This window comes from Pseudomonas sp. KH_046_1 (assembly GCF_057839025.1).
Genome location: NZ_CM174481.1, coordinates 267,315 through 280,536, shown reverse-complemented (window position 1 = coordinate 280,536; position 13,222 = coordinate 267,315). Strand labels below are relative to the sequence as shown.

Below are 13,222 nucleotides of genomic sequence, written 5' to 3'. Positions count from 1 at the left end.
ATCCGTTGTTGTTCTTCTTATCCTTCCATCACATCCCACAACGCATCCAGTTCCGCCTCGCTGAATAAACCAGCAGGGTAACGCTCGATCATCGTCCGGCGCGGATCAGTTTCGCTGATCTGACGCATTCCATTGGACTTGAACCAGTGCGCCAGGATCTGGAGCGATTCGCTATTTACTGCCAGGGGATGCAACGCCTTGTCGCTCACTACGTTCACTTCGGCGTTCATTTCAGCGCTCTCTCCCGGTTTGTGAGCGGCTAACTTATCCAAGGTTTATGACAGAACATCGAAGTCCTCCCCACCCCGAGTTACAACAGCAGAGATACAAGAGCTGTGCCAAGGTTTCTGAAGTGTGGCCAAGCGGATACAAAAAAGCCCGCAGGCCTGTAGGGCCGCGGGCTCCGTGCAACGCTGGTGGCTGATCGACAGCCTGAGGAATTTCGCAATCAACTCAAGCTGTTACGACCTCACTCACTCCTTGTGCGGCGCGGGTTGTTGCTGGGTAAGGCAGTGAATATTGCCGCCCCCCAGTAACAGTTCGCGACCAGGCACCATCACCACTTCATGCTGCGGGAACAGGTTCTGCAGGATCTCTTTCGCCGGGCCATCCTGCGGGTCGTCAAAGCTCGGCGCGATGATGCCGCCGTTGACGATCAGGAAGTTCACGTAGGAACCGGCCAGACGAACAGTAGGATTACGCTCCTGCGTACCATCGACCGGATCGACACCGGCGCACTCTTGCTCGGTCGCAAACAGCGGACCCGGGATCGGCATCTTGTGCACTGTGAATGGGCGGCCCTTGGCGTCGGTGCTGTTTTGCAGCACGTTCATTGCCGCCTGGCAGCGCGGGTAGTTCGGGTCCTGCGGATCATCGGTCCAGGCCAGCAGCACTTCACCCGGACGCACGTAGCAGCAGAAGTTATCCACATGGCCATCGGTTTCGTCGTTGAACAAGCCATCCGGCAGCCAGATGATTTTATCCACAGCCAGGTTCGCACTCAGCACCGCTTCGATTTCTGCGCGATTCATGTGCGGGTTGCGATTGCGGTTGAGCAGGCATTCTTCGGTGGTGATCAAGGTACCTTCGCCGTCGACGTGAATCGAACCGCCTTCCAGCACGAAGCCTTCGGTGCGGTAGCGCGGGCTGCGCTCGATCTCGAGGATCTTGCCGCCGACCTGCGAGTCACGGTTCCACGGCGAATACAGGCCGCCGTCGAAGCCGCCCCACGAGTTGAAGTCCCAGTTCACGCCACGGACTTCACCCTTGTTATTGATGACAAAGGTCGGGCCGGTGTCGCGGACCCAGGCGTCGTCACTGGACATCTCCACCACACGAATATTCGGCACGTCGAGACGGGCACGGGCGTTTTCGTACTGGCCGGCGGAAACCGCCACGGTTACCGGTTCGAAACGGGCGATGGCCTTGGCCACTGCCACGTGGGCGGCTTGTGCCGGTTTGCCCCCCAGGCGCCAGTTGTCCGGGCGCTCGGGCCAGATCATCCAGGTCTGGGTTTGGGGTGCCCATTCGGCTGGCATGTAGAAGCCGTCGGCGCGAGGGGTGCTGTTCAACGTGGTCATGGCTCAGGACTCCGGAGTGACTTTGATACCTGACAGAAATGGAAGCGTATGGGTACACGCCGTGGACTGGCCACTTTATATCCGATAAATATCGGCTTTTAAAGCACCTTACATCCACAGTTACAAAAGCAGCGGATAAAAAGCCGATATCAATCGAACTAAGACTACCACCCCTGTGGGAGCGAGCTTGCTCGCGATGAGGCCATTTCAGTCACAGTTTTTTCGACTGAAAAACCGCTATCGCGAGCAGGCTCACTCCCACAGGGGGGATGTGTTTACAGCCCTTCCGCGAGCACCTTCGACAGCATGTCCACGAAGAAATCCACGCTCTGGCGCGAAGTGACCATCGGCGGCTTGATCTTGAGGATGTTCAGGTAATCGCCGGTCGGCTGCATGAATATCCCCAGCTCGCGCAAGCGATCGCACAGTGCGGTGGTTTCTTCGGTGGCCGGCTCCAGGGTTTCGCGGTTGCGGATCAGTTCGACGCCCAGGTAGAAGCCGGAACCGTGCACCGCGCCCACTAACGGATGAATATCGATCAACGCTTCGAGACGATTCTTGAAGTGCCCGCCAACGACCTGGGCGTTCTCCCAGAGTTTTTCCTCTTGCATCACATCCAGCACGGCCATGCCGACCTGGCAACTGACCGGGCTGCCACCGGCGGACGAGAAGAAGTAACCCTCGACCTCCAGCGCCTCGGCGATTTCCCGGCGGGTGATGACCGCGCCCAGTGGCTGGCCGTTGCCCATGCCCTTGGCCATGGTGATGATGTCCGGTACCACACCCTGCTCTTCGAAGCCCCAGAAGAAATCGCCCATGCGCCCGTAGCCGACTTGCACTTCGTCGGCGATGCACACGCCGCCCCTGGCCCGGACCATGGCATAGACTTGTTTCAAATAACCTGGTGGCAGCGAGATACCGCCGGCATTGCCGTACACCGGTTCGCAAATGAATCCGGCCAGTTGGCGTTTCTGCTCGGCGATTTTCGCCAGGTTGTGTTCGACGCTGCGCACATAATCCGGCGCGCTGTCGGGGCCGCGGAATTCACCGCGATAGGTGTTTGGCGCGGTCACCGGGTGCACCCAGTCCGGGCGGCTGCTCAACGCCTTGGGGTTGTCGGCGATCGAGGTCGACACCGAATCCGCGCCCACCGTCCAGCCGTGATAGGCCTCCAGCACGCTGAGCATGTCGCGGCCGCCGCTGTAGGCCCACGCCAGGCGGATCGCCAGGTCGTTGGCCTCGCTGCCGCTGTTGACCAGGAACACCCGGTCCATGCCGTCAGGGGACAGCTTCAGCAAACGTTCGGAGAACTCGGCCACGGCTGCGTAGTTGAAGCGCGAGTTGGTGTTGAGCAACGACCACTGGCGGCTGGCGACGGCGGCCATGCGTGGATGGCCGTGGCCCAATACCGCGACGTTGTTGAGCATGTCGAGGTAGGAACGGCCCTGCATGTCGATCAAATGGTTGCGCCAGCCGCGTTCGATGCGCGGCGGATCAACGTAATAGTGTTTTTGCGTGCGGGCGAAGCTGGCATCGCGCCGGGCCAGCAGGGTCGGGCCGTCGAGCTCGGCTTCGGCATCACAGGCCAGCCCCAGCAACGCTGCCGGCGAAGGGCACAACGCTTGCCAGGCCGCCGCGCGCGAAGGTGTACAGAACAACGGCGCATTGATCGATGCGCCACGGCACAACTGCACGATCAATGGCCCGCTGACCGAACCCAGTACCTGGCCTTTGACCAGTGCCGCGCCGCTGTGCAGCGACGGCGTGACGCCCCAAAGCCGCACACTCAGTTGCGGGCCGTCCAGTTGCAGCACGCCCGCCGATGGGTGATGCACCACCCCGGCAAACGGCGCTTCGACCGTCGTGCTCAGCGGCACACGCAACTCGACGTGCAACGGGCAAGTGTCCGGCTCAGCAGCGCTGTCCGGGCGGGTGTGGGACAAGCGGTATTGCCCATAACGACTGGCCGCCAGACCATGTGCCGCGGCCGCTTCGTCCAGCAGGCGCTGATCGACGCCTTCCTGCTCCCAGTTCCCGGCCTCGAAATGCGGACTGAGCACACCCAGGTCGATCAGCGCGAACTCACGCCCCACCAGGCTCGGCAACAGCGGCGCGAAGCCTTCGCTGCCGATGGTGGGCAGGTTCTGGCCGACGGCGGTGAGGATCGCCGCCTCCATCAACGCCAACGGCACCGAAGTGGCCACACGGAAGATTTCCCATTCATGGACCAGGTTGTCGCGGCTGTAGGCATTGCCCGGATCGATGCTGACCTGCTGTTCGCCGCTGAGCACCAACACCGCCGCGCGGGCGACGATCAGCGGCCACAGCGCCAACAGTTCTTCGTGTTGCAACGGGTTGACCGCGTGATAGGCCTGGATTGCCGGCAAAATGCAGAACGGATCGCCCTCGCCATGATGCAGCAGCGCGGCGCAGGTCACCGACAGATCGGTAATGCGCCAGGTGCGCACCAGGTCGCCGAAATCGATCACGCCCTGCAGCTGCCAATGGCGCTGCGCATCACGCTGCCACACCACGTTGTCGTCAGTGATGTCCATGTGAATGGCCTGCACCGGCAGCTTGTCCTGCAGTGGCTGCAAATGCCGCTCGGCTTGTTCGGACGCTTCGACGATCAGTTTGCGCCGGGCTTCGTCCTTGATCACCGGTAGCAAGTGCGCGATCAGGGCGTGAGCATGGCGGGCGTCCCATTGCAGGGTTCGCACCAGCCCCGGATGGTCGAAATCCGCCAGGGCCAGGTCCATTTCACCGCACAGGCGCCCGAAGCCGGACACCACCGTCGGGTTGAAATGGCCGAGGCTCGTCAACGGCTGGCCTTCGATGTAGTCGAGCAGGCGAACGTGTACCGCCTGGCCATCAACGTCCAGCGACAGCAGGTCTGCACCGTTTTTCGCCGCGATAACACGCGGCACCTGTACATCGGGATGTTCGCCCAGATGCTTGAGCCCGGCATGTTGCGCCTGAAGCTCCAGTACCGAGTAGTCGCCACGGCAGATTTTCAGGACGAAACGTCCCCGCTCGCTGTCGACGCGGTAGTTCAGGTCTTGCTGGCTGCCAAGGGCCTGCAACCTGCCGCTGAACCCGTAATGTTCCTCCAGCAGCCCTAGCGCTTGCTCCGCAGACACCTGCGGGCTGGGCAAACTGGCGCGATGAATCAACGTGGCGAGCGGCATACAACGACCCCTGAAATTTTATTAGGCGCCTATATCGCCACTGGTTCGGGCGATACGCAACCCCCCGGGGCCGGCGCTGGTCGTTTGTCAGGGCGGTATTGAGCGTTTTATCCCTGCGTACTCGCCTCGATCAGCACTTTGCGCAAGAATGGCGGCCATCAAACGCCTGTTAATGGAGAAACACCATGAATGTAGTGACCACCGACCTGCCCGGTGTTCTGATCCTCGAACCCAAGGTCTTTGGTGACGAACGTGGTTTCTTCTACGAGAGCTTCAACGCCAGGGCTTTCAAAGAGGCCACCGGACTGGACACTGAATTCGTTCAAGACAACCACTCCCGTTCGCAGAAGGGCGTGCTGCGCGGTCTGCATTACCAACTGGAAAATACCCAGGGAAAACTGGTTCGCGTCACGGTCGGTGAAGTGCTGGATGTAGCCGTAGACATCCGCCGCAGCTCACCGCACTTCGGTAAATGGGTCGCTGTGCGCCTGTCTGCCGCCAATCATCGCCAGCTCTGGGTCCCGGAAGGCTTCGCCCACGGGTTCGTGGTCTTGAGCGAATTTGCCGAGTTCCTTTACAAAACCACCGACTACTACACGCCATCGGCCGAGCGCAGCATTCGCTGGGACGACCCGGACCTGGCCATCGACTGGCAACTGGAAGGCACGCCGCAACTGTCGGCGAAAGATCAGGCCGGGGTATTTTTCAAGGATGCCGACGTCTTTGCCTGAAAGGCCGGCTGAAGCTCGCCGATCAAGATGCAGCTGACCCAAGGCGGGCAAGCCTAGGCATAATGCGCCTGTACCCACAGGCGCATGCTGCTCATGAAACCGACTCTTCCCCCCAGACCCCGTTGGCGCAGCCTGGCCCTGCTGGCCCTGTGCCTGGCGCCGTTGCTGTGGCCGCTGGAGCATCTCGCCGAGCGTTACTACCGCAGCGAGCTGGCCAGTCAGAATCGTCAGACCCTCGACCTCTACGTCGCTAACCTGCTGGGTACCCTGCACCGCTATGAAGTGTTGCCGCAGATCCTCGGCGACCTGCCGGCCTTGCGTGCCGTGCTCGGTGCGCCGGACGATGGCGTCACCCAAGGCAACGCCAATCGCCTGCTGAAAAACATCGCCACCCAGACCGGTGCCGAGGTCATGTACCTGATGGACGCCACCGGCAAGACCCTGGCCGCTTCCAACTGGGACAAACACGACAGTTTCGTCGGGCGCAACTTTTCCTTCCGGCCGTATTTCAGCGAAGCCATGGCCGGGCGGCTCGGGCGCTTTTTCGGCCTGGGCACGACCTCCGCCAAGCGCGGTTACTTTTTCGCCGCCGGCGTGCGCAACGGCGAAAAAATCGTCGGCGTGCTGGTGGTCAAGGTCGACCTCGACCACACCGAAAGCCTGTGGGGCAAAACCCCGGAACAACTGCTGCTGACCGACCACAACGGCGTGGTCATTCTCACCTCGCGACCGGAGTGGCGATTCCGCTCGACCCGCCCGTTGAGCGAGGACGAAAGCAAAGCCATCACGGCGATCCAACCCTATCCAACCCGCGATCCAAAACCGCTGAAGCTCAATCCCAATGCCTGGCTGACCCAAACCCAGCAGATCGCCGAAACCGGCTGGGACGTCAGCATCCTCGCCCCGCGCACCTTGATCGATCGCCCGGTGCGCACGGTGGTGGCCATCGGTGGCGCAGCGTTGCTGGTGTTGATGCTGCTGCTTGGCCTGATGATGCAGCGCCGTCGCCATTACCTCGAACGCATCGCTTTCGAAGCCAAGGCCCGCCGCGAACTGGAAGGTCGGGTCGCCGAGCGCACCAGCGATCTCGAAGGCCTGAACCGGCGCCTGAAACAGGAAGTGCTGGAACGCGAACAGGCCCAGCAGGAGCTGGTCCGCGCCCAGGATGATCTGGTACAGGCCGGCAAATTGTCGGCACTGGGTACCATGTCGGCGAGCATCAGCCACGAACTCAATCAGCCGCTGGCAGCGATTCGCAGCTACGCGGAAAACGCCGAAGTGTTACTGGATCACCAGCGCACCGACGATGCCCGCGGCAACCTCAAGCTGATCAGCGAATTGACCGGTCGCATGGCCTCGATCATCGCTCACCTGCGCGCCTTTGCCCGGCGCGACCGGCATGCTCCGGAAAGCGTCGCCCTGCAACCGGCGTTGGACGATGCCCTGGCCTTGCTGGCCAAGCGTCGACGCAGCATGGAAGTCGAGCTGATCCGCGACTTGCCCGCCGCCACCCTGTGGGTCGAAGCCGGGGAAACCCGCCTGCGCCAGGTACTCGGCAATCTGTTGGCCAATGCCCTGGACGCCCTGACGGAAAAAGGCCCGCCACGAAAACTCTGGTTGAGTGCCCAATCCACGGCCGATGGCGTCAACCTGTACATTCGCGACAATGGTCCCGGCTTTTGCATGGAAGCCCTTGGGCGCGCCAGCGAGCCGTTCTACACCACCAAGACCCGCACCCAGGGTCTCGGTTTGGGGCTGGCGATTTGCGAAACCCTGATGCGCGCCTTCGGCGGTGAACTGTCGTTCGCCAATCACAAGGAGGGTGGCGCCCTGATTACCTTGAAGCTGCGCGCAGGCGCACCGGGCGTGAGCCTGCAACCGTCCGAGGACCGAAGTGCATGACCATCGACAACCGCATTCAGGTCGTGTTGATCGACGACGATCCCCACTTGCGCCAGGCCTTGAGCCAGACGCTGGATCTGGCCGGCCTGAAAATCCTGCCACTGGCCGAAGCCAAGGGCTTGGCCGCGCAATTTGAACGTGATTGGCCAGGAGTGGTGGTCAGCGACATCCGCATGCCCGGGATGGACGGCCTCGAACTGTTGACCGAACTGCACGCCCAGGACCCTGAGCTACCGGTGCTGTTGATCACCGGCCACGGCGATGTGCCGCTGGCGGTGCAGGCCATGCGCGCCGGGGCCTATGACTTCCTGGAAAAACCCTTCGCCAGCGACGCCCTGCTCGACAGCGTGCGCCGCGCATTGGCCCTGCGCCGTTTGGTGCTGGACAACCGCAGCCTGCGGTTGGCCTTGAGCGACCGCAACGAGCTGAGCACGCGGCTGGTTGGCCACTCACCTTCGATGCTGCGCTTGCGCGAGCAGATCGGTGCACTGGCGGCAACCAGGGCCGACGTGCTGATCCTCGGCGAAACCGGTGCTGGCAAAGAAGTCGTGGCCCGGGCGCTGCATGATTTGTCGAGTCGCCGTAACGGACCGTTCGTAGCCATCAACGCCGGTGCCCTGGCCGAATCAGTGGTCGAAAGCGAGTTGTTCGGCCACGAGCCCGGAGCCTTCACCGGCGCGCAGAAACGTCGCATCGGCAAGTTCGAATTCGCCAATGGCGGCACGCTGTTCCTCGATGAAATCGAAAGCATGAGCCTGGATGTGCAGGTCAAATTGCTGCGCTTGCTGCAAGAGCGGGTGGTCGAACGCCTGGGCGGCAATCAACTGATCCCGCTGGACATCCGCATCATCGCCGCCACCAAGGAAGACCTGCGTCAGGCGGCGGATCAAGGGCGTTTCCGTGCCGACCTGTATTACCGCCTCAACGTCGCGCCGCTACGGATTCCACCGCTGCGCGAACGGGGCGAAGATGCGCTGATGCTGTTCCAGCATTTTGCCGATGAAGCCAGTGCCCGCCACGGCTTGCCGACCCATGAACTGCAACCGGGACAACGTGCCTTGCTGCTGCGCCACACCTGGCCTGGCAACGTGCGCGAGCTGCAAAATGCCGCCGAGCGTTTTGCCCTCGGGCTGGAACTGGATCTCGACCACAGCACGCTGGATGGCGGCGCTGGCAACAGGGTCGAAGTCGTCAGCGGCGGTTTGAGCGAGCAAGTGGAGAACTTCGAAAAAACCCTCATCGCCGCCGAACTGGCACGCTCGCACAGCTCGGTGCGCAGCGTCGCCGAAGCCCTCGGCATTCCGCGCAAGACCCTGCACGACAAACTGCGCAAGCACGGTCTGAGTTTCACCGACAGTGGCGCCTCGGCCCACCCTGACGATCTCGACTGAGCTACCGTCCAATCATCCACTTCAAGCCAGAGGCCCCTGAATGAGCCGCGACAGTCGACAACTGGAATCCGTTCTTCATCACGACATTCCCCTCACCCGGGACATGGGCCTCAAAGTGCTCGACTGGCATGACCAGCAACTGCGCCTGTACTTGCCGCTGGAAGCCAACGTCAACCACAAGAGCACCATGTTCGGCGGCAGCCTGTATTGTGGCGCGGTCCTGGCCGGTTGGGGCTGGCTGCATTTGCGCCTCAAGGAAGAAGGCATTACCGACGGGCACATCGTGATTCAGGAGGGGCAGATCAGCTATCCGCTGCCGGTGACGGGGGATGCCAACGCCATTTGCCAGGCGCCGGACCCGGTGATCTGGAAGAAATTTTTGACCACCTTCCAGCGATACAGCCGAGCGCGGTTGACGCTGCATACGCGGGTCGTCAATGAAGGCCGTGATGAGGATGCGGTGAGGTTTGTCGGGCAGTACGTGTTGCACCGCTGAACTTCAGATCGGTAAGAAACCCTGTGGCGAGGGAGCTTGCTCCCGCTAGGCTACGCAGTAGCCGCTAGAAAGCATTGGGGCCGCTTCGCGACCCGACGGGAGCAAGCTCCCTCGCCACAAAAAGGTGTGAGTCTCAGGAGCGTGCCAGTTCCAGCAACTTCTGCCGCCAGGCCGCCTTCGCCGGCAATGCCAGAAAGAACGCGTTCAACAGCGACTCCCGCGCTGGATAGCTGAACGGCTCACCGCTCAACTCCAGCACCTCACCGCCTGCGCCTTCCAGCACACCTTGCGCCGCTGCCGTGTCCCACTGGGAAGTCGGTGCCAGGCGCGGATAGCAATCCGCCGCCCCTTCAGCCAGCAGGCAAAACTTCAACGAACTGCCGATATTGGCCAGTTGCAGCTCGCCAAGGCTGGCGCTCAGCCCGGTCAGCAAACGTTCCTGCTCCGGGCTCGAATGGCGACGGCTGGCCACTACGGTGAACGACTCGCCGGGCGCTAACGCATCACGCACCTTGATCGCCACGGGCGTACCACCTTTATCGCCGCGCCAGGCACCGAGGCCGGCGCCACCGACATAGAAGCGCCCGTTGGTCGGCATCGACACCACGCCGAACACCACCCGACCGTTTTCGATCAGCGCGATGTTGACGGTGAACTCTTCGCTGCCGTTGATGAATTCCTTCGTGCCATCCAGCGGATCGACCAGCCACCAGCGCTGCCATCCGGCCCGCACGCTTTGGGGAATGTTGGCGTCCTCTTCGGAGAGCACCGGGATGCTCGGATCGAGCGCCGTCAGCCCGGCCAGAATCAGGTGGTGCGCAGCCAGGTCGGCAGCGGTCACTGGCGAGTCATCAGCCTTCGCCGTAACGGCCGTGCCTGTGCGCCAGAACGGCAGGATCGCATCACCGGCCTGCAAGGCCAGCTCAATGACCGGTGCCATCAACGGATGCGGGAAATTCATGGCTGGAACGCTCCGCGCTGAGTCAACAAGTCTCGGGCCAGGTACAGCGCCGCCAAGGCACGGCCTTCGGTAAATTGCGGGTTTTGCGCCAGCGCCGAAAGCTCACGCAGATTGACCTTGTCCACTCGCATCGGCTCTGGCTCGTCGCCTTCAAGGCGCTCTTCGTAGAGGTCGGTAGCCAGCACCACTTGAATCTTCTGGCTCATGTAACCGGGAGACAGCGACAACTCGGTCAGGTGCTCCAGTTGCCGCGCGCCAAAACCGGCCTCTTCCTTGAGCTCGCGCTCGGCTGCCGCCAGAACGTCTTCACCCGGCTCGATCAAACCCTTGGGCAATGACATTTCATATGCATCCGTGCCGCCGCAATACTCCTCGACCAGTACCGCATGCTCGGCATCGAGCATCGCCACGATCATCACCGCGCCGTACCCGGCGCCCTTGCCGACCAGGCGTTCATACGTGCGCTCCACGCCGTTGGAAAAGCGCAGCTTCATCTCTTCCACGCAGAACAATCGACTGGTGGCGACAATTTCGCGGGCGAGTATGGTGGGTTTCTGGCGCATGCAAAGCTCCTTGGCGTGAACGCGCTACTATAACGCGGCTTTCCCGATTGTTTACGCCAGAAATCTTTCTACTGCCCGAGACGTTGCCATGCCTTCATTACCCTGGTCCGACATCGATACCGTTCTGCTGGACATGGACGGCACGCTGCTGGACCTGCATTTCGACAATCACTTCTGGATGGAGCACCTGCCCCAGCGTTACGCCGAACTGCACGGGGTCAGCCGGGCCATGGCCGAGATGGAATTGCAGCCGTTGTTCGAGCGTAATGCCGGCCAGTTGCAGTGGTACTGCCTGGACTTCTGGAGCGCCGAACTGAAGCTGTCGGTGCGCGACCTGAAACTGGAAACCGCGCATCTGATCGCCCTGCGCCCGGATGCCGACACCTTTCTGGCGGCGATCAAACGTGCCGGCAAGCACGTGGTGCTGATCACCAATGCCCATCGGGATGCGCTGTCGTTGAAGCTGGAAAAAATCGAACTGGCGCCCTACTTCGAACGCTTGATCAGTTCCCATGACTACGGCTTCCCCAAGGAAAACCCACAATTCTGGGATGCGCTGCAAGCCGATATCGATTTCGATCCGGCGCGCAGCCTGTTCATCGACGACACCTTGCCGATCCTGCGCAGCGCACGGGACTTTGGCGTGGCGCATTTGCTGGCCGTGCGCGAGCCGGACAGCCGCAAGGGGCCGAAGGATACGGCGGAGTTTGCGGCGGTCGGGGATTATCGGGATTTGATTGCAGGACTTTGATACCGAGGCGCCTGCTTCGCGGGCAAGCCACGCTCCCACAGGATCTGCGTCGTTCGCATCCTTCGTGAACGGCTCAGATCCTGTGGGAGCGTGGCTTGCCCGCGATGGCCATCACGCGGTTTGACGACTTACTCAGGAATCCGCAACGACTGCCCCGGATAGATCTTGTCCGGGTGCGACAGCATTGGTTTGTTGGCTTCAAAAATCTTGTTGTACTGGTTGGCACTGCCATACACAGCCAGGGATATGGCGCTGAGGGTGTCGCCCTTTTTCACGACCACGAAGCGCGCGGCAGCAACGACAGGCCCGGTCACGGTAATCTGATCATCCACACTGCCAACCCCGGCGATATTGCCCACCGCCAGCAGGATCTTTTCCTTCTCTTCCTGGCTCGCCACTTCACCGGTCACCGTGACCTTGTCGCCATCGACCGTCGCCTGCACATTCGGGTTACCCAGACCGACCTTGCTGATGTGCGCCTTCAATTGCTCACTGGCATTGGCGTTGCCTGGCGTCAGCAAATCCAGCAATTTTTCGCCTGCTTCCTTCACAAAGCTCAAAAGACTCATGGTGCACTCTCCTTGGGTTTCGGGTTCCAGACGTCAAAGCCTAGACCACGGTCGTCACCTGCGAATCCAACCCGACCAATGACCCCGCTTGCGATAGAATCCGCACCTTCCCACCCCCTGGAGCGCAGATGGACATCAAGCAGCTGAAATTCCTCATCGCGCTCGACGAAACCCGTCATTTCGGCCAGGCCGCCGCACGCTGCCACATCACCCAGCCAACCCTGTCCATGCGCCTGCGCAGCCTCGAAGAAGAACTCGACCTGCCGCTGGTCAATCGCGGCCAGCGTTTCGAAGGCTTCACCGCGCCGGGCGAGCGGGTGCTGGCCTGGGCGCGCACCGTACTGGCGGCCTACGACGGCTTATACGCCGAGGCGGCCGCCTGTCGCGGCAGTCTGGTCGGTACGTTGCGGCTGGGTATGGTGCCGCTGTCGAGCTTCGATCCGCTGCCGCTGCTGCAACGCCTGCACGGGGAGCATCCGAACCTGCGCTTCGAACTCTCGGCACTGAGTTCCGAGCAGATCCTCGAGCAACTGGCGAACAATCGCCTGGACCTCGGTGTTTCCTACCTGGAACGCCTCGACACCGAACATTTCGACTCCCTGGCCTTCAGCGAAACCCGCATGGGCCTGCTCTACGACCAACGCTTCTTCACCTTTGGCGAAGCGCCATTGAGTTGGGAATCGTTGATCGAACTGCCACTGGGCATGCTCACCAGCGGCATGCATTTTCGCCAATCCATCGACCATAACTTCCACAGCCGCGGCCTCACCCCACAACCGCTGTTGCAGACCGACGCCGTCCATCAACTGTTACAAGCGGTGCACGGCGGCCTGTGTTGCGCCGTGATGCCACTGGACGGTGGCCTCGAAGGACTGACCGAACACCTGCGCCTGCAACCGATCGAGAACGCCCAGACCCTTGGCCGACTGGGGCTGATCATGCGTCGCAGCGCACCGCGCTCGGCCTTGGCTGAGGCCTGTTTCGCGATCTATCAACAATCATTGATCGGCGCTTGATCGACGGCATCTATCGGTAGATCAGTAATAGCGATTAGACGCGACAACTTGCCGCGCCTAGTCTTAAAGCTGAT

General features: G+C 61.6%; 12 protein-coding genes. 6 read left to right on the top strand and 6 right to left on the bottom strand.

Annotated elements, in window-relative coordinates; genetic code table 11:
• Positions 1-17: 17 nt before the first annotated feature.
• The 3 genes from AC3IT9_RS01245 to AC3IT9_RS01235 form a co-directional block, all read right to left on the bottom strand.
• Positions 18-230, bottom strand: a complete 213-nt coding sequence (locus tag AC3IT9_RS01245; protein ID WP_007972820.1) for a hypothetical protein — start codon at positions 228-230, stop codon at positions 18-20.
• A 243-nt stretch (positions 231-473) separates the two neighbouring features.
• The gene (gene aguA / locus AC3IT9_RS01240; RefSeq protein ID WP_489271746.1) at positions 474-1,580 is read right to left on the bottom strand and encodes an agmatine deiminase; all 1,107 of its coding nucleotides are present in this window, start codon (positions 1,578-1,580) and stop codon (positions 474-476) included.
• 275 nt (positions 1,581-1,855) lie between these two features.
• Positions 1,856-4,768, bottom strand: a complete 2,913-nt coding sequence (locus tag AC3IT9_RS01235) for an aminotransferase (RefSeq protein WP_489271745.1) — start codon at positions 4,766-4,768, stop codon at positions 1,856-1,858.
• Between the two features lie 185 nt (positions 4,769-4,953).
• On the opposite strand from AC3IT9_RS01235, the gene rfbC reads away from it, so the two are divergent.
• The 4 genes from rfbC (at position 4,954) to AC3IT9_RS01215 (ending at position 9,288) form a co-directional block, all read left to right on the top strand.
• Positions 4,954-5,499, top strand: coding sequence for a dTDP-4-dehydrorhamnose 3,5-epimerase (gene rfbC / locus AC3IT9_RS01230; protein ID WP_150726483.1), 546 nt, complete (start codon positions 4,954-4,956; stop codon positions 5,497-5,499).
• Between the two features lie 93 nt (positions 5,500-5,592).
• Entirely contained in the window at positions 5,593-7,401 is a 1,809-nt protein-coding gene (locus AC3IT9_RS01225; RefSeq protein WP_095942365.1) for a sensor histidine kinase, read from the top strand.
• Complete coding sequence (locus tag AC3IT9_RS01220; RefSeq protein WP_489271744.1) at positions 7,398-8,792, top strand: sigma-54-dependent transcriptional regulator; 1,395 nt, start codon at positions 7,398-7,400, stop codon at positions 8,790-8,792. Before AC3IT9_RS01225 ends, AC3IT9_RS01220 begins: the two co-directional genes overlap by 4 nt.
• 40 nt (positions 8,793-8,832) lie before the next feature.
• Complete coding sequence (locus tag AC3IT9_RS01215) at positions 8,833-9,288, top strand: YiiD C-terminal domain-containing protein (protein ID WP_008046584.1); 456 nt, start codon at positions 8,833-8,835, stop codon at positions 9,286-9,288.
• 133 nt (positions 9,289-9,421) lie between these two features.
• On the opposite strand, the gene cysQ is transcribed toward AC3IT9_RS01215, so the two are convergent.
• Positions 9,422-10,249 carry a 3'(2'),5'-bisphosphate nucleotidase CysQ gene (cysQ, locus tag AC3IT9_RS01210; protein WP_489271743.1) on the bottom strand — a complete coding sequence of 276 codons (828 nt, stop codon included), beginning with the start codon at positions 10,247-10,249 and terminating at the stop codon, positions 9,422-9,424.
• On the bottom strand, positions 10,246-10,812 hold the full coding sequence (nudE, locus tag AC3IT9_RS01205) for an ADP compounds hydrolase NudE (protein WP_056726899.1): 567 nt from the start codon (positions 10,810-10,812) through the stop codon (positions 10,246-10,248). The genes cysQ and nudE overlap by 4 nt, the downstream gene beginning before the upstream one ends.
• A gap of 88 nt (positions 10,813-10,900) precedes the next feature.
• Between nudE and yrfG the strand changes: the two genes are divergently transcribed.
• Positions 10,901-11,563: a GMP/IMP nucleotidase gene (yrfG, locus tag AC3IT9_RS01200; protein ID WP_489271742.1), complete on the top strand. Its 663-nt coding sequence runs from the start codon at positions 10,901-10,903 to the stop codon at positions 11,561-11,563.
• Positions 11,564-11,691: 128 nt separating this feature from the next.
• Here the strand turns inward: yrfG and lysM are convergent, their stop codons facing one another.
• On the bottom strand, positions 11,692-12,132 hold the full coding sequence (lysM, locus tag AC3IT9_RS01195) for a peptidoglycan-binding protein LysM (protein WP_150726478.1): 441 nt from the start codon (positions 12,130-12,132) through the stop codon (positions 11,692-11,694).
• A 128-nt stretch (positions 12,133-12,260) separates the two neighbouring features.
• Between lysM and AC3IT9_RS01190 the strand changes: the two genes are divergently transcribed.
• The gene (locus AC3IT9_RS01190; protein WP_423505516.1) at positions 12,261-13,148 is read left to right on the top strand and encodes a LysR family transcriptional regulator; all 888 of its coding nucleotides are present in this window, start codon (positions 12,261-12,263) and stop codon (positions 13,146-13,148) included.
• Positions 13,149-13,222 lie beyond the last annotated feature (74 nt).